This is a genomic window from Amycolatopsis nigrescens CSC17Ta-90, from assembly GCF_000384315.1.
Classification (GTDB): domain Bacteria; phylum Actinomycetota; class Actinomycetes; order Mycobacteriales; family Pseudonocardiaceae; genus Amycolatopsis; species Amycolatopsis nigrescens.
In genome coordinates this window covers 6,612,258-6,633,975 of the sequence record NZ_ARVW01000001.1, presented here as the reverse complement: position 1 = coordinate 6,633,975, position 21,718 = coordinate 6,612,258, and the positions used below count along the sequence as shown (strand labels likewise).

At 70.7% G+C, this 21,718-nt stretch carries 18 protein-coding genes; 9 read left to right on the top strand and 9 right to left on the bottom strand.

The window, feature by feature from the left end; translation table 11 throughout:
• Nucleotides 1-90 precede the first annotated feature (90 nt).
• On the top strand, nucleotides 91-1,350 hold the full coding sequence (locus AMYNI_RS48465) for an HNH endonuclease signature motif containing protein (protein ID WP_084628510.1): 1,260 nt from the start codon (nucleotides 91-93) through the stop codon (nucleotides 1,348-1,350).
• Nucleotides 1,351-2,120: 770 nt separating this feature from the next.
• Here AMYNI_RS48465 and AMYNI_RS0131575 read toward each other — a convergent pair.
• The 9 genes from AMYNI_RS0131575 to AMYNI_RS0131535 all read right to left on the bottom strand — a co-directional run bounded on the left by AMYNI_RS0131575 (nucleotide 2,121) and on the right by AMYNI_RS0131535 (nucleotide 13,430).
• A complete protein-coding gene (locus AMYNI_RS0131575; RefSeq protein ID WP_020672099.1) occupies nucleotides 2,121-3,293 on the bottom strand; it encodes a TetR/AcrR family transcriptional regulator in 1,173 nt (390 codons plus the stop codon).
• A gap of 35 nt (nucleotides 3,294-3,328) precedes the next feature.
• Entirely contained in the window at nucleotides 3,329-4,876 is a 1,548-nt protein-coding gene (locus tag AMYNI_RS0131570; RefSeq protein WP_020672098.1) for a long-chain-fatty-acid--CoA ligase, read from the bottom strand.
• Nucleotides 4,877-4,885: 9 nt separating this feature from the next.
• Nucleotides 4,886-5,293 carry a MaoC/PaaZ C-terminal domain-containing protein gene (locus tag AMYNI_RS0131565; RefSeq protein WP_020672097.1) on the bottom strand — a complete coding sequence of 136 codons (408 nt, stop codon included), beginning with the start codon at nucleotides 5,291-5,293 and terminating at the stop codon, nucleotides 4,886-4,888.
• Entirely contained in the window at nucleotides 5,290-5,745 is a 456-nt protein-coding gene (locus AMYNI_RS0131560; protein WP_020672096.1) for a MaoC family dehydratase N-terminal domain-containing protein, read from the bottom strand. Before AMYNI_RS0131560 ends, AMYNI_RS0131565 begins: the two co-directional genes overlap by 4 nt.
• A gap of 116 nt (nucleotides 5,746-5,861) precedes the next feature.
• Nucleotides 5,862-8,195 carry a polysaccharide lyase 8 family protein gene (locus tag AMYNI_RS0131555; RefSeq protein ID WP_026361194.1) on the bottom strand — a complete coding sequence of 778 codons (2,334 nt, stop codon included), beginning with the start codon at nucleotides 8,193-8,195 and terminating at the stop codon, nucleotides 5,862-5,864.
• Between the two features lie 50 nt (nucleotides 8,196-8,245).
• On the bottom strand, nucleotides 8,246-9,712 hold the full coding sequence (locus AMYNI_RS0131550; RefSeq protein ID WP_020672094.1) for an aldehyde dehydrogenase (NADP(+)): 1,467 nt from the start codon (nucleotides 9,710-9,712) through the stop codon (nucleotides 8,246-8,248).
• Nucleotides 9,713-9,781: 69 nt separating this feature from the next.
• Complete coding sequence (locus AMYNI_RS0131545) at nucleotides 9,782-10,924, bottom strand: hypothetical protein (RefSeq protein ID WP_026361193.1); 1,143 nt, start codon at nucleotides 10,922-10,924, stop codon at nucleotides 9,782-9,784.
• Nucleotides 10,925-10,927: 3 nt separating this feature from the next.
• Nucleotides 10,928-11,863, bottom strand: coding sequence for a 5-dehydro-4-deoxyglucarate dehydratase (locus AMYNI_RS0131540; protein ID WP_020672092.1), 936 nt, complete (start codon nucleotides 11,861-11,863; stop codon nucleotides 10,928-10,930).
• 40 nt (nucleotides 11,864-11,903) lie between these two features.
• Nucleotides 11,904-13,430 (bottom strand): sodium:solute symporter family protein, encoded by a 1,527-nt coding sequence (locus AMYNI_RS0131535; RefSeq protein WP_020672091.1) that lies wholly within the window; start codon nucleotides 13,428-13,430, stop codon nucleotides 11,904-11,906.
• Nucleotides 13,431-13,575: 145 nt separating this feature from the next.
• Between AMYNI_RS0131535 and AMYNI_RS0131530 the strand changes: the two genes are divergently transcribed.
• The 8 genes from AMYNI_RS0131530 to AMYNI_RS0131495 all read left to right on the top strand — a co-directional run bounded on the left by AMYNI_RS0131530 (nucleotide 13,576) and on the right by AMYNI_RS0131495 (nucleotide 21,715).
• Nucleotides 13,576-14,388, top strand: a complete 813-nt coding sequence (locus AMYNI_RS0131530; RefSeq protein ID WP_026361192.1) for an IclR family transcriptional regulator — start codon at nucleotides 13,576-13,578, stop codon at nucleotides 14,386-14,388.
• A gap of 36 nt (nucleotides 14,389-14,424) precedes the next feature.
• Entirely contained in the window at nucleotides 14,425-15,246 is an 822-nt protein-coding gene (locus AMYNI_RS0131525; RefSeq protein WP_026361191.1) for an NAD-dependent epimerase/dehydratase family protein, read from the top strand.
• A gap of 76 nt (nucleotides 15,247-15,322) precedes the next feature.
• Entirely contained in the window at nucleotides 15,323-16,768 is a 1,446-nt protein-coding gene (locus tag AMYNI_RS0131520; protein WP_026361190.1) for an alpha/beta hydrolase, read from the top strand.
• 43 nt (nucleotides 16,769-16,811) lie between these two features.
• Nucleotides 16,812-17,453 (top strand): YigZ family protein, encoded by a 642-nt coding sequence (locus AMYNI_RS0131515; RefSeq protein ID WP_020672089.1) that lies wholly within the window; start codon nucleotides 16,812-16,814, stop codon nucleotides 17,451-17,453.
• A gap of 51 nt (nucleotides 17,454-17,504) precedes the next feature.
• Entirely contained in the window at nucleotides 17,505-18,140 is a 636-nt protein-coding gene (locus AMYNI_RS0131510; RefSeq protein ID WP_020672088.1) for a PadR family transcriptional regulator, read from the top strand.
• Nucleotides 18,137-19,630: an FAD-dependent monooxygenase gene (locus AMYNI_RS0131505; RefSeq protein WP_020672087.1), complete on the top strand. Its 1,494-nt coding sequence runs from the start codon at nucleotides 18,137-18,139 to the stop codon at nucleotides 19,628-19,630. Before AMYNI_RS0131510 ends, AMYNI_RS0131505 begins: the two co-directional genes overlap by 4 nt.
• 22 nt (nucleotides 19,631-19,652) lie before the next feature.
• Nucleotides 19,653-20,135 (top strand): NUDIX hydrolase, encoded by a 483-nt coding sequence (locus tag AMYNI_RS0131500; protein ID WP_020672086.1) that lies wholly within the window; start codon nucleotides 19,653-19,655, stop codon nucleotides 20,133-20,135.
• A 92-nt stretch (nucleotides 20,136-20,227) separates the two neighbouring features.
• The gene (locus AMYNI_RS0131495; protein ID WP_020672085.1) at nucleotides 20,228-21,715 is read left to right on the top strand and encodes a flavin-containing monooxygenase; all 1,488 of its coding nucleotides are present in this window, start codon (nucleotides 20,228-20,230) and stop codon (nucleotides 21,713-21,715) included.
• The last annotated feature ends 3 nt before the right edge of the window (nucleotides 21,716-21,718 follow it).

Below are 21,718 nucleotides of genomic sequence, written 5' to 3'. Positions count from 1 at the left end.
TAGCTTTCCCTTTCGGGTGATTCTGGGTTTTCGATGCTGCCATTCGGGTATTATTGGGGTTGCACGGATAGTTTTTATTAGGGGGTTTTCATGTTACGTAGTTTGGGTCCGGAGCCTGGTGATGAGGTGTTGTCGCCGTCTCGGTTTTTCGGGTTGTCCGCGGAGGCGATCGACGGGTTCGATGACGCTGGGTCGGTGGCTGCCGTGGTGGCTTCTCGCCGGTTGCGGTGTCAGTTGGATGCGGTGGAAGTTCGTTTTATCGCACGGTTTTCCGCTGTTCGAGGTGGGGTGCGGTCGGTGGTGGATGAGCTGGCGCCGGAGCTGCGGTTGTCGCGTGAAGCTACTGCGACTCGGGTGGCTTTGTCGGTGGCGTTGGTGAGCCGGTTGCCGTGTTTGTTGGCGGCGATGGAGGCGGGTGAGCTGGATATCGGTAAGGCCCGCCAGGCGTTCGATGGTATCGCTGTTTTACCGGATGAGTTGGTGGGTGAGGCGGATCGTTTGCTGGCGGAGCGGATTGGTCAGAAGAGTCCGTCGAATTGGCGTAAGGCGGTGACGCACGTGGTGGCTGGGTTGGATCCTGAGGGGCAGAAGACTCGTGCTGCGGCTCGTCGGCTGGATCGGAAGGTGGAGCTGATCCACGAGCCGGATGCGATGGCCTCGCTCTGGGCGTATCTGCCCGCCGAGATCGCCGCGGCGGTGTATGCCCGGGTGGATGCTCTGGCCCGCAAGCTCCACACCCGGGATGAGTCGCGCACCATGGACCAGCTTCGCGCGGATATGTTCACCGAGTTGCTGCTCGGTCAGCATGGCGGTATCGATGGTGTGGCCGCTCAGGTGTTCATCCACATCCCCCTCGACACCGCCCTCGGCCTCCGAGAAGACGGCTGCGAGCTGGTCGGTCACGGCCCCATCCCAGGCGAGATCGGCCGCCACCTCATGAACCAGCCCGACTCGATCTGGCGGAAGGTTCTCACTGATCCGGTGTCCGGCACCGTCCGGGATGTCGGCCGGACTCGCTACCGGCCACCCGCCGACCTGGCCGAGTTGGTCCAAGTCCGCGACCGCACCTGCCGCGCCCCCGGCTGCAACCGCCCCGCCCAGCGGTGCGACACCGACCACTGCACCGCCTGGTCCGCCGATGGCCAGACCTGCGAGCACAACCTCTGCTGCCTATGCCGCTACCACCACCGGCTGAAAGACCAACCCGGCTGGACCTTCGACTTCGACCCGGACACCGCCGACCTCACCGTCACGACTCCGACCGGCCGCACCTACACAACCCGCCCCGAACCTCTCGTCGATCCAGCGGTGCCGTCGTCGAAAAACGACGACGAACCCCCACCCTTCTAACCATCCGGGTTCGAGGGTGGGTGGTCGCCTTGCAGGCGACGCGAGGCAAAATTTCGCTCCCCGCATCACCTTCCGCCGCTGGTCACCAGCGAAATTTCACCCCGCACCGGAAAGATCAGGTCCCGCGGGCAGCCACTCCCGCTGCGAAGGCCCTAATGCGAGTTCTGTTCGGAGGTTCCTGTCGTCGAAAAACACCGACGAGCCCGAACGTGGAACTCGCCCACCCCCAACGTTCGACTCGCCCCGCGCGAACGCAGAACTGCGCGAGTCCCACCTTCCAGCAGCGCGAGTCCCACGTTCGCCTCCCGCGAGTTCCACGTTCCGGCAGTGCGAGTCCTGCGTTCGAGACGTCGTCGAAAAACGACGACGAGCCACCGCCCTTCTAGCCATCCGGCCCCGGGGGTGGTGGTCACCTTGCAGGCGACGCGAGGCAAAATTTCGCTCCCCGCATCACCTTCCGCCGCTGGTCACCAGCGAAATTTCACCCCGCACCGGAAAGATCAGGTCCCGCGGGCAGCCGTACCCGACCCCCACTGGTTACCCCGCCAACCCACACCCGCCCCGGGTAACCACTCCCGCTGCGAGGATCCCGGCGCGAGTTCTGTTCTGGGGCCCCCTCGTCGAAAAACACCGACGAGCTGCCCGAGTGCGGAACTCGCCGACCCCCAACGTTCGACTCGCCCAGCGCGAACGCAGAACTCGCGCGAGTCCCACGTTCGCCTCCTGCGAGTTCTGCGTTCGGGTCTCGTCGTCGGAAAGCGAGCGGGGAGCTACCGGCGCGGGGTGGCGAGGAGGGTGCGGGCGAGGTGGGCGAGTTCGGTGGACAGGGCGGGGCGGGTGCGGAGGTGGTGGATGCGGGCGACGTCGTTGATCAGCGTGATCGCGGCGTGGACCATGACCCTGGCGTCGGGTTCGGGGAGGGCGGGGTGGGTGGTGCGGAGCAGGTTGACCCATTCGGCCAGGTATTCGTGCTGCACGCGGCGAAGTTCGTGGCGCTGTTCGCCGGGCAGGTTGACCAGCTCGGTGATCAGGGTGCCGATCAGGTCGCTGTGGCTGAGCGTCAGCCCGACATACGAATCGAGCACCGCGTGCAGGGCCGACTCCGCGGTCTCGGCGCGGGCCAGTGCGTCCGACAGGGCGAGCTGCAGGGTTTCGTTCGCCCGGCGCAGCGCCGCCACCAGCAGTTCCGACTTGTTGGCGAAGTGGTTGTACACGCTCGGACCGCTGATGCCGGCGGCCGCGCCGACTTCGGCCATGCTGACCGACTGGTAGCCCTGCTCGCTGAACAACCGGATGGCCGCGGTCAACAGCATCTCCCGGCGCGACGTCCTGGCCAAGCCGTTTCCGGACGGCGAAGACCGCGCAGCCCCAGCGGGCGGCAGGTCGGCGGCGACCACCGCACCGGACAACCCGGCGAGCAGGTCACCGAAGCGCGACGGCTCCAGCTCCACCGTGTGCTGCGCCGGGCTGGCCAGCACCGCGAACACGCACCAGGCGAGCAACTCAGCGTCCGAAGTGGACAGCGACGGCCTCGCCAGCGTGATCCGCTCGGCGAGCGCGGCAGCGGCGTCACGCAACCCGTGCCGCAGCTCGCGCCGCCGCTCTTCCGCCAGATGCCGCGCCTCGCGCTGCCAGAGCACGCCGAGCGCGCGATGCTCCACTGCGAACCCGGCGACCGCGCCGAGCAAATCGGCCAGCTCCCCTGGCGCACGCACCAGCTCGGCCAGCCGATCCATCGAATCCTCGGTGCACGCGGCCAGCAGCTCCCGCTTGCCGCTGAAGTGCCGGTAGAGCGCGCCCGCGGTGATGCCGGTCGCCTCGGCGATCTCGGCCATCCGCACATTGTGGTAGCCGACCCGGCGGAACCGCTCCGCGGCCACCCGGAGGATCTGCTGCTTGCGGTCCTTCGGCCGCCGCGCGCGTACGGCCGGAGCCCCCGCCATCACCCGTCTCCTCACAGTCCATTCAGGACAACGCGCTAGTGCACGGCCCTGTTCTCGTCGGTCCAGTACCGCTTGCGCAGCTCGCGTTTGAGGATCTTGCCCGCACCGGACATCGGCAGCGCGGTGCTGAACTCCACCGTGCGCGGGCACTTGTAGCCGGCGATGTGCTCCCGGCAGTGCGCCCGCAGCTCGTCCCCGTCCGTCCGCGCGCCGTCCGCGAGCACCACCACGGCGTGCACCCGCTCGCCCCATTCCTCATCCGGCACCCCGATCACCGCGCAGGCGGCCACCGCGGGATGCTTGGCCAGCGCGTTCTCCACCTCGACCGAGTACACGTTCTCGCCGCCGGAGACGATCATGTCCTTGATCCGGTCCACCACGAACAGGTAACCCCGCTCGTCCAGGTAGCCGCCGTCGCCGGTGTGCATCCAGCCGTCGCGCAGCGCGGCCGCGGTCTCCTCCGGTTTGTTCCAGTACCCCTGCATCACGTGCCCACCGCGGACCACCACCTCGCCGACCACTCCAGGTGGCAACTCGGCCCCATCCGGATCCACCACGCGCAGCTCGGCATGGGGCACCGCCCGGCCCGCCGACCGCAGCAGCGCCGGATCCTCGTGCTCCTCGGGCAGCAGCAGGGTGGCCACCGGCGACAGCTCGGTCATCCCGTACGCCTGGGTGAACCGGGCCGACGGGAACGTCCGCATCGCCTTGGCCAGCACCGCCTCCGAGATCGGGGAGGCGCCGTAGACCAGGCCGCGCAGGCTGGACAGGTCGTGCTCGGCGACGGCCGGATGGTCCACCACCAGCTGCACCATGGTCGGCACCAGCAGCACATCGGTGATCCCGTGCTCGGCGATCACCGCCGGCACCGCGGCCGGATCGAACATCGGCAGCATCACGTGCGTGCCGCCGAGCATGCTCTGCGCCACCCAGATCGCGATGTCGGCGAGGTGGAACATCGGCGCCACGTGCAGCAGCCTGCCGCCCTTGGACAGGAACCCGCCGGTGCACAGGGAACCGAGCGCGGAGGTGACCATGTTCGCGTGGCTGAGCACCACACCCTTGGGAAAGCCGGTGGTGCCACCGGTGTAGAAGATCCCGGCGGTCTCGTCGCCACCGCGGCGCACGTCCTCGACCGGGGCCGCGCCGGCGAGCAGCGCCTCGTAGGAGAGCATCCCCTCCGGGGTCTCGCCGTCGCCGCAGTGGATCACCGTGCGCAGCGCCGGGAACCGCTCCCGCAGCACCGGCACCGCCCCGGCGAACTGGTCGTCCACCAGCAGCACCGAAGTTCCGGAGTCTTCCAGCGAGTACACGATCTCGGCCGGGCTCCAGCGGATGTTCACCGGGTTGAGCACCGCGCCCGCCCACGGCACCGCCAGCAGATACTCGTGGTAGCGGTCGGAGTTCAACGCATACATCGCGACTCGGTCACCACGGCCGACACCGAGCTCGCGCAGCGCACCGGCCAGCCGCGCGACGCGGTCCGCCGTCTCGGCGAAGGTCCTGATCCGGCCGCCGCAGATGGTGCTCGTCGCGTCCGGGTTCTGCTGCACCGACCGGTGCAGGGACTGGGTCAGATACACAGGCTCCTCCTAGTCCAAAGCGACGACAGCACCGCCGGAAAGGGTCACGGTGCCGTCCGCCAGCGTCACCGCCAGCTCCAGCGTTGCCAGCCGCTCACCGTCTACTTCGGACACCTCGGTCACCGTGCCGGTGGCGACCGGCTTGGCGTGCACCGGGGTGATCGCGGCGAACCGCACCGAGAACGAGCGGATCCGGTGCTGCGGCACCCAGGAGGTGAGCAGCCTGCCGAGATAGGCCATGGACAGCATGCCGTGCGCGAACACGTCATCCAGCCCGGCGGAGCGGGCGACGTCCAGATCGAGGTGGATCGGGTTGTGGTCCCCGGACGCACCGGCGAACAGGGCCAGCGTGGTCCTGGTGATCTCCGGCGCGGCCAGCGGCGGCAGTTCGGCACCGGGTTCGGCGAACGTGCTCACGGGCGCACCTCCGGGTTCCGCACCACCAGGATCTGGCGCAGGGTCACGATGTCCTCCCCGTCGCGGCGCACATCGGTCTCCTTGACCAGGAAGTCCAGCGCACCCGCCTTCTTGCTGTAACTGTCCGTGATCCGCGAGGAGAACCGCAGGTGGTCACCGGCGTAGGCCAGCGCGTGGTAGTGGAACTCCTGCTCGCCGTGCAGCACCCGGCGCAGGTCCACGCCGAGGTCGCCGAGCCAGCCGAAGGAGTCCGGCCCCTGCAGCTCCAGGCCGAAGAAGAAGGTCGGCGGGACCGGCAGATCCCGGTGCCCGGCCGCACCGGCCGCCTGGAGGTCCACGTACACCGGATCGGTCTCACCGATGGCCTTCGCGAAGAAGCGCAACCGCCCGCGCTCCACGTCCACGCCGAACTCGGGCAGCTCGGTACCGATCACCGCGGGATCGATGGGCATCGTCGCTCGCTTTCCGCCGGGTACTCCAGGGGAGGCTAGCGGTGATTTACTTAGTGCACAAGACACCCATTCACACCGAGGTTCAGTGCACGACTGTTCCTGATCCGCTGTTCACATCAGGACCCCAGCGTGAGCACCGTGGTGGCGCCGAGCATGCCGCCGACCGGCACGTCCACCGTCCGGCGCCGCACGGTGACCCGGATCCGGTCCTGGCGCTGGGTCGGGTCGGCAACCGCCAGCCGCAGGCCCCGGCCGGTCACGCCGAGCGCCACCGAGGCCGGCCCGGACACACTCAGCTCGTCCACCGCGCCCGCGCCGAAGAAGTTCGCCAGCAGCGTGCCGTTCCACAACCTGGTCGCCTGCACGGTTTCCGTGTTCGCACGCACCCGCCACTGCGCCGCCGAAGCGATGGTGCGCACCACCGACGCGCCGGGCAGCACCACGTAGGCGTAGCTCGCCCCGGCGGGCCGGGCGCCGTGCTCGAGCACGATCTTCTGGTACCGCCGGGTGTACGGGGTGCTGGTGCCGGCGGTGTTCGCACCGGTGTCGATGTCCCGCCACGCCCCGGTGCGGTCCTCGCGCAGCACCGACACCGTCGCGTCGTCGAGCACCAGGTAGCCGCCGGTGCCGGCCAGGTGCAGCCATCGCGGGCGGCGCAGCGTCGCGGCCGAGCCAAGCTCCACAGTGGTCGGACGACCGTCGGCGAGCAGCGCGGGGTCACCGCCCTCGCCGAGGTTCCGGTTCTCGATCGTGGTGCGCACCGCCGCGCCGCTCGCGTCGGTGATGCCCGCGCCGAGGCAGAGCACCCCGGACGGGGTGAAGAACCAGGACTTCTTCGCGCTCAGCGTGCCGTCCTGGGAAACGAAGTCCAGGCCGTGCACCCCGTACCGTTCGTCCCAGCGCGCTCCCCCGGCGAAGTCACGCGAAGTCACCGGCACCGAGCCCAGAGCCGGTGGGGTGCCCGCCTTCTCCGTGGTGCCGGGCAGCAGGTGCGCGTCCACGGTCGGCCAGTACGCGTCGCTGTAATGCCCCTGCGCCTCCGGCAGGAACACGTAGAGCATGCCGTCGCCGGTGTACCAGCCGTGCAGGTTCATCCCGTTGATCGACTCGTACCGGCAGATCCTGGTGGAGCTGAGGCCGAGCGACGCGGACCAGTCCGTGGTCACGTGCACCATCCGGTCCTGCTGGCCGAAGACCCGGTGCACCGGCACCCGCGCCGGCCGCCGCGGTTTCCCGGCCAGCAGTTGCTGGGCGTACTCGACCTCCGGCACCCCGACCGGCTGCAGCCCGCCGGAGAACCGCTGGACGTCGACGACCTTCAGGAACGGTGCCCATTTCCCGCTGCCCACCCAGTCCGCGACCAGCCCGGCCAGGGTGGCGCGGACCGGCTCCGGCGCGTGCCTGGCGAGCAGCACCGCGGCCGCGGTCAGCTGATGGCCGCTGTCATGGCCGGTCTCCCCCTGCCGGGAAAGGAACCGCCCCCTGGCCGGTTCCATCATGGAGCCGGCGAACATGAACGGCGCGCAGGCGTCCACCGCCGCCTCGCTGATCCGCCGCCGCACCTCCACCGGCAGCTCCCAGGCCGTGCCGGCGGTGACCTCGGCCAGCCCGGCCACCGCCTGCAGCAGCACCAGGGCGTAGTGCCCCGGATAGGGCACCACGTCGTGCTGGAGGAACGAGCCGTCGGGGTGGAACCCGTCCCCCGCGGTCACCAACCGCACCAGGCTGGCCGCACCGCCGCCGGCCACGTCGGTCACCGCGGCCACCCCGGCCGCGATCCGGGCGGCGTCCCCTGCCATCGCCCCGGACACCACCGCGATCAGCGCCTTGTCCGCCCGATTCGCCCCGGTCTCCACCAGCTCCGGTTTGTTGGTGCGGCGGTTGGGATCGGCGACGAAGCGCAGCACCGGCCGCAGCAGCCGTTCCCGGTCCGCGGCCGCCACCGCATCGCCGAGCGCCACCAGGATCTGCAGCACCCAGTAGGGCACCCCGATCTCGTAGACGTACCAGTTGCCGATCTCACTGGTGTTCTCGTTGTACTGCAAGCGATACAGCGTGTCGAGCGCGGTGACGATCCGGCCGGGCAGCTCGGGTTCCGCCGAGAGCGCCGAACCGGGGGTCGCCCAGTCCACCGCGATCGTGCGCAGCCGGTAGTACATCTTCGGGAAGTACGTGCTGCCCGGCTCGACCGGCAGGTCCGCCCACAGCTGGTCGGCGTCCCGCATGGCGGCGAGGTAGCCCGTGGCCACCTCGTCGAGCGCGCGCACCGCCTGGTCCCGCTCGGGTGAGCGGCGCCCGGTGCCCACCTGCAGCGCGCGGTAGGCGGCGAGGATCTTCGCCATGTCCGGCTGCGCGGCGGCGGCTCGCGCGGGGCCGGACACGGCCGGCACGGCGAGCGCCGCGGTGGCCAGGGTTCCTCCGCGCAGCACTGTTCTGCGGTTCACGGACATGGTTCCTCCCAGAGAGACTGCGTTGGCTCTTGGTTGGCTCTTGCGGGGGTTTACTCGCTGCGTTCGCCGTCGGTGCGCCTCGGCAGCCGCCAGGGGTTGTCCTCGCGCAGCGCCGGCGGCAGCAGCGCGTCCGGGAAGCCCTGCCAGGCGACCGGACGCAGGAACCGCTCGATCGCCGCGGTACCCACCGAGGTGCTGGTCGGCGCGGTGGTCGCCGGGTACGGGCCGCCGTGCTGCTGCGCCCAGCTGACCGTGACCCCGGTCGGCCAGTCGTTCCACAGCAGCCGTCCGGCGATCCTGGTCAGCGCGGGCAGCAACGCCCGCACATCGTCCACTTCGGACTCTTCGGCCTGCACGGTGGCGGTCAGCCCCGGCTCCAGCTCGGCGAGCAGCCCGAGCAGCTCGGCGTGACCGGAGTAGGTCACCACGATCGACGCCGGGCCGAAGCACTCTTCGCGAACCGCCGCGTCGCTCTTGGCGAACCCGGCCGCGGTGGTGGCCAGCAGGGTCGCGCCGGTGCCGTCCCCGGCGTTCTCGGTGCCGGCCAGCACGCGCACCTCCGGCAGCGCGCGCAACCGATCCAGTCCGGCCGCGAAACCAGAGGTGATCCGCTCGTTCAGCATCGGCTGCGCACTGGTCGCCGCCACCGCATCGCGCAGCGCGTCCTCCAGACCATGGCCCTCCGGCAGGAACAGCAGGCCCGGCTTGGTGCAGAACTGCCCGGCGCCGAGCGTGAACGAGCCGGCGAAACCCTTCGCGATCTGCTCGCCCCTGGCCCGTACCGCACCGGGCGTCACCACGACCGGGTTCACGCTGCCCAGCTCACCGTAGAACGGGATCGGGTTCGGGCGGGCCGCCGCGATGTCGAACAGCGCCCGGCCACCGGCCACCGAACCGGTGAACGACGCCGCCGCGACCAGCGGGTCCCGCAGCGCCTCGACTCCGGCTTCGACCCCGTGGATCACCTCGAAGACGCCGGCCGGGGCGCCGGCCGCGACCAGCGCGTCCCGCAGGATCTCCCCCGTCCGAGCGGACAGCCGCGGATGGCCGGGATGTGCCTTGAGCACCACCGGGCAGCCCGCCGCGAGCGCCGACGCCGTGTCGCCACCGGCGACGCTGAAGGCGAACGGGAAGTTGCTCGCGGCGAACACCAGCACCGGCCCGATCGGCACCCGCACCCGGCGGATGTCCGGGCGCGGGCCCATCGGCCACCCGGGGTCGGCGTGGTCGACGCGAGCGTCCAGGAACTCGCCGTCCGCCAGCACCTCACCGAAGAGCCGCAGCTGGAAAGTCGTCCGGAGCAGCTCCCCGCGCAGCCGCGGCGTGGCCGGCAGGTGGGTCTCCGCCGCGGCCAGCTCGACCAGCTCGTCGGCCGCACCGTCCAGTGCGTCCGCCGCGGCCGTCAGCCAGCTCGCCCGTTCTTCCGGCGTGCTGGCGGCGGTCCGGCCCGCCGCGTCGGCGGCGGCGGCGGCGGTCAGGAGCCGCCGCAGTTCACCGGTGTCGGTCTCGTCGCTCATCAGTTCCTCTCGCAGTCGTTTCCGCAGGTCAACGGTCGTGAGTGAAAAGTGTTGCCAGGGCAACGTTTTTCACTCACGAGGGATGGCGGCGCGCAGGTCGGGCCAGCGGGCCGGGCCGGCCAGGCCGAGGTGGTAGAGGTGCAGCTGGGCGGCACCTGCCTTGCCCAGCTCGGCCACGTAGCCGCCGAGGTCGGGGACCCGCTGCGGGCCCACCGCGGTGACATACGCGCCAACGTCCACAGTGGACGAAAGGGCGGCGCGCGCGGTCGCCACCGCGGCCAGGCTGCGGTCGCCGGGCTGCCAGCACTGCAGCACCACCGAGTCCGCGTCCTCCGCCGCCCCCGGCGTGATCCCGGGCAGCGCCCCGGTCACCCACGGGTCCACCGCGCCGTGCAGCACGACCATCGGGTCGCCGGGGATCTCCGCCAGCACCGCGCGGCGCAACGCGCCGGTGCTCCGCTGCCGGGTGTCCAGCAGCAGCTCGTGCAGCTCCGGCGACAGCGCGTCCTCGGTCCCGGTGAGGTCCGCTTCGGCCATCAGGTGCCGGATTTCGGCACGCAGCAGGCCCCGCACCTCGTCGGCGTCCCAACCGGCTTCGGCCCACAGCACGGCGCAGGCGGCGCAGCAGCAGACCGAAAGCAGCCGCGCCACCGCGGGCGACCAGACCGCGTCGGTCTTCTCGTGGTGGCACTGGTGCAGCACCCCGAGCTGCCCGCAGGCCTCCAGCACTACGGAGGTCAGGTCCAGGCCGTCGAGGGACTCCGCGGTCAGCGTCGCGGCGTAGTCCCGCACCTCCTGCCTTGCCGGGCACAACGCCCACGGGTACGGCTCGCCGAAGCAGTTGTGCACCGCGACGTCGGCGAATTCGGTGCCCAGCCGCGAGTTGTGCGTCAGCACGACCCAGGCCGACGCCGGCACCCCGGCCGCACCGAGCGCCCGCACCGCGTCACCGGCGCTGTCCGGCACGCCGGCCCAGTCCGGTACGCCGGGCCGCAGGCGGGCGCCCTCCCACGCCCGCGCGCGCACCGGCCGGTAGAGCGCCGCGTGCCTGGCCAGTACCGCGGTCCGCCGGTCCGACCACGGGGTGGCCGCGCGCGTGCTGTGGTAGGAGACCGCGACCGCGACCTCCGCCAACCCGAGTTCCTCGGCACGGTCGGTGAAACCGGGCGCTTCGAGCACGTCCCACGGGTAGGCGTAACCGGTCACTCGCACGGCTCAGCCCAGCCCGGCCAGTACGCGCAGGCCGTCGCCGATGATCCGCTCCAGCCGGTCGAGCTGCTCGGCGGTCGGCTCGGTCAGCGGCGGGCGCACCCCGCCGGTCTTCTGGCCGCGTGCCCTGGCGGCGGCCTTGACCAGCGACACCGCGAAACCAGGGGTCTCGTCCCGCAGCGCCACCAGCGGCAGGTAGAAGCCGGTCAGCAGTGCGTCCATGGTCGCGTCGTCGCCCTCGGCCAGCGCCCGGTGGTAGCGGGCGGCGATCTCCGGCGCGAAGCAGTGCACCGCCGAGGAGTACCGCGCCACCCCGATCGACGCGTAGGCCCGCGCGGACACCTCCGCGGTCGGCATCCCGTTGAAGAACAGGAACTCCCGCGACCGCGGCGTGCCGACCCCGCGGATACCGGCCACGATCCGGCTCATCAGCTCGATGTCGCCGTAGCCGTCCTTGAGCCCGGCCACCGTCGGCAGGTCGAGCAGTTCCGTCGCGGACGCAGCGGTGAACACCCCCGGCGAACGGTGGTAGACGATCACCGGCACCTTCGAGTCGCCGATCGCGTAGCGCACGTGGTCGATCAGCCCGGACTGCGGACCGGTGACCAGGTACGGCGGGAGCAGCAGCACCCCGTCCGCGCCACCGGCCTCGGCCGCGGCGACCCCGGCCCGCGCGTTGGCCGCACCCCCGCCGGCGCCCACCCAGACCGGCACGCGGGCGTCCACCACGTCCCGCGCGGTCCGCAGCAGCGCCGCCTGCTCGTGCGGGGCGAGCGCGCTGAACTCCCCGGTTCCGCAGCCGACGAACAGCGCCGCCGCCCCGGCGGCCAGGTGGGCCTGCACGTTGTGGGCGAAGGCATCGAGGTTCAGCTCGAGCTCGTCGGTGAACGGGGTGAGCGGGAAGGCCAGCAGGCCGTCCAGCTCGATCCTGGGCTGTGCCATGTACGTCAGCTCTTTCGTCGTCGGTGGTGCTCTTGGCGGTTCAGGCGGTGACGGTCGAGCCGGTGGCCGACTTGCCGGGGTCGGTCGGGCCGGTGGCGCCGCCTTCGTCGGAGTCCAGCCGGTCCACCATCTCGTCGATCGCCGGGGTGCGTTCCGACGCGATCAGGCCGAGCGCGACGTAGACCGCCAGCGAGACCAGGATCGGCGACGCCACGATGACCGTCTGACTGCTGTCGAACACGTAGTAGACCAGTGCGTAGGTGGCCAGCCCGCAGGCCCAGGAGGCCAGTGCCGCACGGGAACCGCAGCGCCGGAACCAGGGCAGCATGCCGAGCAGCAGCGGCACCGAGATCGGGCCCATCAGCGCGGCGACCCAGGACACCACGATCGCCAGCACCCCGCCGAGGCTGCGCGCCTGGGTGGCGATGACCATGCTCAGCACGATGAACCCGAAGGTCACCACCCTGGCCGTGCGCAGGTTCTGCGCCTCGGTGAAGGAACGCGCCCGGCGCCACAGCACCGGCAGCATGTCCCTGGTGACCACCGCCGAGATCGCGTTCGCGTCCGAGGAGACCATCGCCATCGTGTGCGAGAACATGCCGGCCAGCACCAGCCCGATCATGCCGGCCGGCAGGAAGTGCTTGGTCAGCTCGGCGTAGGAGGTGGTCGGGTCGGTCAGGTCCGGCAGGAACAGCGGGGCCGCGAACATCGGGATCATCAGGATCAGCGGCCACACCAGGTACAGCACGGCGGAGAGCTTCGCGCCCCGCTTGGCGTCCGCTGCGTCCGGCGCGGCCATGTACCGCTGCGCCAGGTTCCACATGCCGCCGTTGTACTCCAGGGTTTTGACCAGCACGTAGACCAGCAGGAAGACGGTGGTGTACTTGTCGGTGGTGGGGCTGAGGTGGGCTTCGGGCAGCTTGTCCCACATGGTCCACAGCCCGGAGATCCCGCCGAGCGAGTCCAGGATCGCCCAGATCATCACGATCCCGGCGAGGCCCTGGATGACGAACTGGCCGAAGTCGGTGAGCGCGTCCGCCCACAGCCCGCCCGCGGTGCAGTAGAGCAGGGTGACCCCGCCGGTGACCAGGATGCCCGCGGTGATCGGCACCCCCGCGAAGGACTTCAGCAGGGTCGCCACCGCGAACCACTTCGACGCCACGTCGAAGGTCTTCAGCAGGCTGCCGCTCCAGGCCAGTGCCTGCTGGGTGGGGATGTTGTAGCGCTTGGCCAGGAATTCCAGCGGGGACTGCACGCCGAACTTCGACCGCAGCCGGTTCCACCGCCCGGCGAAGACCCAGGCGCCGATGCCGACCCCGATGCCGATGCTGGCGAAGCCCCAGAAGTACACGGTGACACCGTCGGTGTAGGCCACCCCCGCGTAGGCGACGAAGAGCACCGCGCTGTAGCCCGACATGTGGTGCGAGATGCCGGAGAGCCACCATGGCATCTTGCCGCCGGCGGTGAAGAAGTCCTTGACCGTGTGGATTCGGCGGTGCGACCACCAGCCGATCAGGACCATCAGGACGAAGTAGCCGGACACCACTGTCCAGTCGAGTGCGTGCACCGCGGGACCCCTTTGTTGTCGTCGAGGCAACGTTCACATTCTTGAACGGGATCTGTTATAGTGATTAAGTTCGCTTACTAGAATGTCGTTCGGGGACGCTAATATGGCCTGGGTCACCTGTCAACGGCCATCTGGAGGAGGGGAAATGCCACCTGCGACCGAGCTGCCGGCGGTGCCGTCAGCCGAGAACGGGACCGAGCCGGCCGGGGTCAAGTCCGCGCGCCGGGCGATCGACCTGATCGAGACGTTCGCCGCCAACGACGTGTGGCTCTCCCTGTCGGACCTGCACGCGCGGACCGGGTTCCCGCGGTCCAGCCTGCACGGCCTGCTGCGCACCCTGCGCGAGGCCGGCTGGCTGGAGGCCGACTCCGGGGGCACCAGGTACCGGCTCGGGGTGCGCGCGCTGATCTGCGGCACCGCCTACCTCGATCGCGACCCGATCGTGCCATTCGCCACCGAGGCACTGGAGAGCGTCCGCGAGAAGACCGGATTCACCGCGCATTTCGCCCGCCGCAACGGCGACGAGGTGGTGTACCTGGAGACCCGCGAGTCGCGGCGCTCGGTGCACCTGGTGTCCAGGGTCGGCCGCACCCTACCGGCGCACGCCACCGCGCTGGGCAAGGCGCTACTCGCCGAGCTGACCCAGGACGAGATCGGCGCCCTGCTGCCGGCCGAGCTGCCCGCGCTCACCGCGAACACGATCACCACCATGGAGGAGCTGCACGCCCAGTGCGCCGCGATCCGCGAGCGCGGCTACGCGTCGGAGATCGAAGAGGGCACGCCGGGCGTGCGGTGCGTGGCCGCGGTCATCCCGTACCGGATCCCCGGCACCGACGCGATCAGCTGCTCGATGCCGGCGGACCAGGTCACCGACGAGGAGACCGTCCGGGTCGGCGAGCTGCTCACCGAGACCACCACCGAACTGGGCCGTCGCCTCCGGCGCGCCGGAATCCGCTGAATACTCCGCTTGATACAACGAGAAATGGGGCATTTCATGGCAGAGCAGCGCGTCCTGATCACCGGAGCGGCCGGTGTCGTCGGCACCCTGATGCGACCGCGGCTGCGCCGGGAAGGCCGCGTCCTGCGCCTGCTCGATCTGGCTCCGCAACCGGCCGCCGAACCCGGCGAAGCGGTGGAACTGGTCACCGGCTCGGTCACCGACCCGGCCGTGATGGCCGAGGCGTGCGCCGGCGTGGACGCGCTGATCCACCTCGGCGGGCACAGCAGGGAGAACTCCTGGGCGGAGATCGCCGAAGTCAATATCAACGGCACGCAAACCGTGCTGGAGGCGGCCCGCGCGGCCGGGGTGCCCAGGGTCGTGCTGGCCTCCAGCAACCACTCGGTCGGCTTCCGCACCGTGCAGGAGGCCACCGAAACCGGTGGCCTGCCCGCAGATTCGAGCCCGCGCCCGGACACCTACTACGGCGTCGGCAAGGCGGTGATCGAGTCGCTGGGCAGCCTGTACCACTCCCGGTTCGGGATGGACGTGGTGTGCGTCCGGATCGGTTCGTGCTTCGAGCGCCCGCCCGGCGTTCGCGGCCTGAGCACCTGGCTCTCCCCGGACGACGGCGCCCGGCTCTTCGAAGCCTGCCTCGGCGCCCCTTCCCCCGGCTACCGGCTGATCTGGGGCGTCTCGGCCAACACCCGGCGGATCTACTCCCTCACCGAAGCCGAAGCACTGGGCTACAAGGCGCTGGACGACGCGGAGCAGTTCGCCGAGGAACTTCTCGCGAGCGCACCAGCGCCCGGGCCGGACGCGGGCTATGTCGGCGGCCCGTTCTGCTCCGCCCCGCTCGGCGAGCCCAACCCGATCTGAGCGCCTTACTTTCGTCCAGGCCGGCGGTGCCGAACGGCCGGTGCGCGGTACCGGCGGTGCCGGGCAGATTCACCGCATGACCGCATCACACCGTTCCCGCCTGCTGCTGTGCGCGCTGGCCGTCCTGCTGCTGTGCGGCACGGCTCCGGCGGCCGGCGCGCGCACCCACCTCGCCTGGGGCGACTGCCCGAACCCCGGCAACGTGCCGCTGCACGGCCTCAAGTGCACCACGCTGCGGGTACCGCTGGACCACCGGCGACCCGGCGGCCGCACGATCGAACTCGCTGTGTCCAAAATGGACAGCACAAATCCGGCGAAACGCCGGGGCGTGCTGCTGATGAACAACGGCGGCCCCGGCATCCCCAGCCTGCTGATGCCGGCAAGGGGCGTCGCACTCGGCCTGCCGGACAGCCTTCGCGAGTCCTATGACCTGATCGGGTTCGACCCGCGCGGGGTCGGCGAGAGCACACCGGTGTCCTGCGGGCTGCCGCCGGACTACACGGGCGCCATCCAGCCCTACCCGCGCGACGCCGCCGACGTCCGGCAACGGGCCGGCGAGGTGCGCGCGGTGGCCGAAGGCTGCGCGCGGCACAACGATCCCGCCGTGCTGGCCGAGATCAGCACCGCGAACACGGCCAGGGACATGAACCTCATCGTGGATGCGCTCGGTGAGAGCAAGGCGTCCTATTTCGGCGTCTCCTACGGCACCTACCTCGGCGCGGTGTTCGCCAGCCGCTACCCGTCGCGCACCGACCGCGTCGTGCTGGACAGCGCGCTCGGCCCGGCCGGCCTGGACGAGACGCAGCTCCGGTCCGTCGCCAAGGGTTTCGAGGACCGGTTCCCCGACTTCGCCCGCTGGGCGGCCGAGCGCGCGAGCACCTACCACCTCGGCGACACCCCGGAACTGGTCCGCGCCAAGTACTTCGAGCTGGCCGGGCAGCAGGATCGGAGCGGGCAGGGCGCGGCCTTCCGCGGCGACACGCTGAACGGGCTCACCGGCAGCATGACCAGTGACGACGGCTTTCCCGCGCTCGCGGCGCGCTGGCGCGACCTTTCCGCCGGCGCCGCCGGTCCCCTCGGCACACCGGCGGACAACACCATCTCCGCGCAGACCGCGGTGCTCTGCAACGACAACGCCTGGCCGCGTTCGGTGCGGCACTACCAGCGCGCGGTGGCCGAAGACAGGCTGCGCTTCCCGATGTTCGGCGCCGCCGCGGCCAACGTCTCCCCCTGCGCGTTCTGGCCGGTCCGGCCAGAGCCGCGGATACCGATCACCGGGAACGGCCCGTCGAACGTGCTGATCGTGCAGAACCTGCGCGACCCGATCACCCCACTCACCGGCGCACGGGCCACCCGCACCGCGCTGGGCCCGCGCGCCAGGATGGTCACCGTGGACCAGGGCGGGCACGGCGCCTACCTGGTCACCGGCCAGAACCGCTGCGGCCGGGACGCGGTCACGGACTACCTCACCGCCGGCGCCTTCCCGCCCGCCGACACCCACTGCGCCGCCGAACCCCGGTAACCGATACTCGGACGATGAGCCGAGCGCAGAGCGGTGCACCCCGGTGGACGTGATCGCGGCCGCCGGGGTGCACGAGATCGAGATCCAGCGTTCGCGGTTCGTGTGCAGCCTGGAGCGAGTCACCACGGACGAGGCGGCGACCGCGTTCATCGCCGGAATCCGCAAGGAGAACTGGTCGGCCAGCCACAACTGCTCCGCCTTCCGTGTCAGTGGGGTCGGAGGGGTCGGAGGGGTCGGTGGGGTCGGCGGCTCGCAACGCTCCAGCGACGACGGCGAGCCGGCCGGGACCGCCGGGGTGCCGATGCTCGAGGTGCTCGTCCGGCGCGGGCTCACCGATGTGGTGGCGGTGGTGACCCGGTACTTCGGCGGGACCAAACTCGGCGCCGGCGGGCTCGTCCGCGCCTACGGCCGCGCGGTGTCCGAAGCGATCGACGCGGTCGGTGTACTGCACCGCGTTCGGTTCGCCACCTTCGAGATCAGCGCCGGGCACGCCGATGCGGGACGGCTGGAGAACGCGCTCCGCGCGGCCGGGCACCGGATCGCCGGGGTCGGCTACGACAGCCGGGTGAACATCACCGTGCACGTCCCGGAGACCGCGGCAGAGTCCTTCGGGCACTGGCTCGCCGAGCAGACCGGCGGCACCGTCACCCCCACACGCGGCCCGGACATCGACCTCGACTCGTAGCCGCCGCATGTCGTATAGTCGGGTCCGACTAATAGGAACCGGTGATACGAAGTGGCGAAGCGGAAGATCTCCAACACGCTCGCGCTGGCCGTACTTGGCCTGCTGCAAGAGCGGCCGATGCACCCGTACGAAATGGCCTCCATCCTGCGCGAACGGCACAAGGACGGCAGTTTCAAGATCAACTCTGGCTCGTTGTACGACACGGTCGGCGCGCTCGTCCGACACGACTGGATCGAGCCGACGGAGACGGTGCGCGCGGGCAAACGCCCGGAACGCACCGTCTACGCGCACACCGAACTCGGCCACCGGGAATTCCTCCGCTGGCTCGACGAGCTGCTGCGGGAACCCGTCCCCGAGTACCCGAAGTTCATGGCCGCGGTCTCCTACCTCGGCGCGCTGGGCCCCGACGGCGCCGCGGACGCACTGGCCGAACGGGACCGACACCTGAGCGAGCGGATCGCCGAGACCAAGGCCGTGCTCGCCGACACCGTCGGCTCCGGGCAGCTGCCGAGGCTGTTCATGCTCGAAGCCGAATGCGCCCTGCACGCCTGGGAAGCCGAGCTGGCCTGGACCCGTCGGACCGTCGCCGAGATCCGGGACGGCAGCCTCTTCTGGCCCGAGATCGAGGTTTCCGAACAGGGCTGGACCTGGTCCGCCCCCGCCGACCGGAAAGGACCCGCGACATGACCGCGACGATCGACTGTCCACAAGAGACTGAAGTGCTGATCGTCGGGGCGGGGCCGGCCGGGCTGCTGCTCGCCACCGAACTCCGGCTCGCCGGTGTGCACACCGTGCTGATCGAACGGCACGCCGAGCGGCCGGGCTTCTGCCGTGGCTTCAACCTCAACGCCCGCGCCCTCGACCTGCTGGCCAGGCGCGGCCTCGCCGAGCGGTTCATCAGCGAAGGCTGGCAGGTGCCGCAGGCCGCCTTCACCGGGTTGCCGGTACCGCTGGGGCTGGACGGCGCCGCCACCGGCCACCCCTACTCACTCGGCATCCCGCAGACCCGGGTCGAGGAGCTGCTCGAAGCGCACGCGCTCGAACTCGGCACCGATCTCCGGCGCGGGCACGAACTCCGGTCCCTCGAACAAGATCCGGACGGGGTCACCGCCGTCGTCGGCACCGGCGGGGACTCCTACCGCATCCGGGCCGGTTACGTCGCCGGCTGCGACGGCGGCCGCAGCACGGTCCGCAAGCAGGCCGGCATCGACTTCCCCGGCACCGAGGCGACCCGCTGCACGCTGCTCGGTGACGTCGAGCTCGCCGATCCCGCCGCGCTGCCGTTCGGCATGAGCGCCGGTCCCGGCGGCGCGGTGCTCACCATCCCCCGGCCCGGCTACGTCCGGATCTGCGTCGAGGACCCCCGCCCGCCCGCGGACCGGGACACCCCGGTCACCCTGGACCAGCTGGCGGACGCCGTCGCCGGCGTGCTGGGCCGCCGCGTCGAGCTGCGCGCTCCCCGCTGGCTGACCCGCTTCGGCGACGCGGCCCGGCAAGCCGCCGAGTACGTACGGGGCCGGGTCGTGCTGGCCGGGGACGCCGCCCACATCCACCCGCCGGCCGGGGCGATCGGCGTCAACGTCGCGCTGGACGACGCGTTCAACCTCGGCTGGAAGCTGGCCGCCACCGTGCGCGGCACCGCGCCGGAGCGGCTGCTCGCCAGCTACCACACCGAACGCCACCGCGCGGGTGAGCAGCTGCTGGACAGCACCCGCGCCCAGGTGATCCTCGGCGAGGCGGACGACCGGCTCCGGCCGCTCACCGCGCTGCTCACCCGGATCGCCGCCCACCCCGGCGGCAATACCGCCTTCGCCGAGACGATCACCTGCCTCGACACCCGCTACGACATGCACCCCGGCACCGCCCATCCCTGGCTCGGCCTGCTCGCCCCCGACCTGGCGCTCAGCACCGACGGCGGGCGCACCCACCTGGCCGCGCTGCTCGCCACCGGGCACGGCCTGCTGCTCGACCTGTCCGGGGAACGGGCGCTGGGCGAGTCCGCGGCGGCCTGGTCTCCCCGGGTCCGCACGGTGTCCGCGCGCTGCCGGGAGCACCCCGAGCTCCGCGCACTGCTGGTCCGCCCGGACGGGCACCTCGCCTGGCTGCGCACCACCGAAGACGAGGACGAAGACGGCCTGCACCAGGCGCTGCAGCACTGGCACGGCGTGCCTGTATGACCGCCTGTGTGACAGTGCCACCATGGCCTCCCTCCCGATCCACGACCAGACCGGCAACACGCTGACGAGTCTCCGCATCACCGACGATGAGTCCATATTGGACACACTGGAAACCGGGGTTCCGCTGCCGGCCGCACTGGTCGTGGTGACGCTCTCGAGCACCGTGCTGATGGTGTTCGACCGCCACCGCGGCGAATGGGAACTGCCAGGGGGAATGCGCGAGCCTGGCGAGAGCGCGCGGCAGGCCGCCGTCCGGGAACTGGCCGAGGAGACCGGCATCGCGAGCGCGGAGCCGGCCTTCGCCGCGATCGCCGAGTTCCAGCTGAGGCGGCCGGTCCGCCACGAGTACGCGGCCATCTACCGGACCGCCCTGCCCACCCCGCCGGCCCTCGTGGTGAACGACGAGATAGCGGACTTCCGCTGGTGGGATCCGCACTCGGCGGTGCCGCCGGAGATGAGCCCGCTGGACGCCGAGATCGCCAGGCGGGTGCACCCGGAAGCTTGACACCGCACAGCCGGTCCTTCATCCTACTTACGAGTAGGTGTTACTAGTGGTAACACCTACCGCCCGCTTGTCCGCAACGGCGTGGAGGAACGATGAGCACCCGGGTCAAGGTCGTCATCATCGGCACCGGATTCGCCGGCCTCGGCCAGGCGATCCAGCTGGAACGGGCCGGCATCCGCGACTACGTGATCCTGGAGAAGGCGCTCGAAGTCGGCGGCACCTGGCGGGACAACTCGTATCCCGGCTGCGCCTGCGACATCCAGTCGCACATGTACTCGTTCTCCTACGAGCAGAACCCCGACTGGTCCCGCTCGTTCTCCCCGCAGCCGGAGATCTTCGACTACCTCAAGGGTGTCGCGGACAAGTACCGGCTGCGCGAGCGGATCCGGTTCGGCGTCGAGGTGACCGGCGCGCACTGGGACGAGAGCGCGCGGAACTGGACCGTCACCACCTCCTCCGGCGACGAGTTCGTCGGACAGTTCGTGGTCTCCGGCGTCGGCGGACTGCACATCCCGCAGATCCCCAAGCTGCCGGGGATCGAGAAGTTCCAGGGCCAGACCTGGCATTCCGCGCAGTGGAACCACGAGTACGACCTGACCGGCAAGCGGGTCGCGGTGGTCGGCACCGGCGCCTCGGCCATCCAGTTCGTGCCGCAGATCGCGCCGAAGGTGGCCGAGCTGAACCTGTTCCAGCGCACCCCGCCGTGGATCATGCCCAAACCGGACCACGCGATGCCGGCCTGGTCGAGGCGGCTGTTCAAGCTGGTGCCGGGGACGCAGCGGCTCTACCGGAACCTGCTCTACTGGTTCCTCGAGGTCCGCGCGGTCGGCTTCAACGGCCACCCGGCACTCATGCGGGCCGCCGAGGGAATCGCGAAACGCCATATGGGCAAGCACATCAAGGATCGGGAGCTGCGCCGCAAGCTCACCCCGGACTACACGATGGGCTGCAAGCGGGTGCTGATCTCGAACGACTACTACCCCGCGCTCAACCGCGACAACGTGGACGTGGTCACCGACGGCGTGGCCGAGGTGCGCGCGCACAGCGTGCTCGACACGGCCGGCGTCGAGCACGAGGTGGACGCGATCATCTACGGCACCGGGTTCCACGTCACCGACGCGCTGGAGTACCTGGACATCACCGGGGTGGACGGACGCGACCTGGCCAAGGAATGGGCCGCTGAAGGCATCCAGACCCATCTCGGCATCACCGTCTCCGGCTTCCCGAACCTGTTCTTCCTGCTCGGGCCGAACACCGCGCTCGGGCACAACTCGGTGGTGTTCATGATCGAGTCCCAGTCGAAGTACGTGGTGGACGCGATCAGGCTGGCCGACTCCCGCGACGCCGCCGCGCTGGACGTGCGGCCGGGCGTGCAGGACGAGTTCCAGGCCGAGATCCAGGACAAGCTGGTCAAGGGCGTCTGGACGCAGGGCGGCTGCAAGAGCTGGTACCTGGACTCGAAGGGCGTCAACCGGACGATCTGGCCGGGGTTCACCTGGCGGTACTGGCTGCAGACCCGCAAGGTGAAGCCGTCCGACTACGAGCTCTCCGGGCGGGTGCCCGCCGGCACGCGGCGGTGAGAC

Bases quoted from the DNA above. Each gene is read 5' to 3' on its own strand.
- AMYNI_RS48465 (WP_084628510.1), top strand. From the start codon at position 91: ATGTTACGTAGTTTGGGTCCGGAGCCTGGTGATGAGGTGTTGTCGCCG.
- AMYNI_RS0131575 (WP_020672099.1), bottom strand. From the start codon at position 3,293: ATGGCGGGGGCTCCGGCCGTACGCGCGCGGCGGCCGAAGGACCGCAAG.
- AMYNI_RS0131560 (WP_020672096.1), bottom strand. From the start codon at position 5,745: ATGCCCATCGATCCCGCGGTGATCGGTACCGAGCTGCCCGAGTTCGGC.
- AMYNI_RS0131555 (WP_026361194.1), bottom strand. From the start codon at position 8,195: ATGTCCGTGAACCGCAGAACAGTGCTGCGCGGAGGAACCCTGGCCACC.
- AMYNI_RS0131550 (WP_020672094.1), bottom strand. From the start codon at position 9,712: ATGAGCGACGAGACCGACACCGGTGAACTGCGGCGGCTCCTGACCGCC.
- AMYNI_RS0131540 (WP_020672092.1), bottom strand. From the start codon at position 11,863: ATGGCACAGCCCAGGATCGAGCTGGACGGCCTGCTGGCCTTCCCGCTC.
- AMYNI_RS0131530 (WP_026361192.1), top strand. From the start codon at position 13,576: ATGCCACCTGCGACCGAGCTGCCGGCGGTGCCGTCAGCCGAGAACGGG.
- AMYNI_RS0131525 (WP_026361191.1), top strand. From the start codon at position 14,425: ATGGCAGAGCAGCGCGTCCTGATCACCGGAGCGGCCGGTGTCGTCGGC.
- AMYNI_RS0131520 (WP_026361190.1), top strand. From the start codon at position 15,323: ATGACCGCATCACACCGTTCCCGCCTGCTGCTGTGCGCGCTGGCCGTC.
- AMYNI_RS0131505 (WP_020672087.1), top strand. From the start codon at position 18,137: ATGACCGCGACGATCGACTGTCCACAAGAGACTGAAGTGCTGATCGTC.
- AMYNI_RS0131500 (WP_020672086.1), top strand. From the start codon at position 19,653: ATGGCCTCCCTCCCGATCCACGACCAGACCGGCAACACGCTGACGAGT.
- AMYNI_RS0131495 (WP_020672085.1), top strand. From the start codon at position 20,228: ATGAGCACCCGGGTCAAGGTCGTCATCATCGGCACCGGATTCGCCGGC.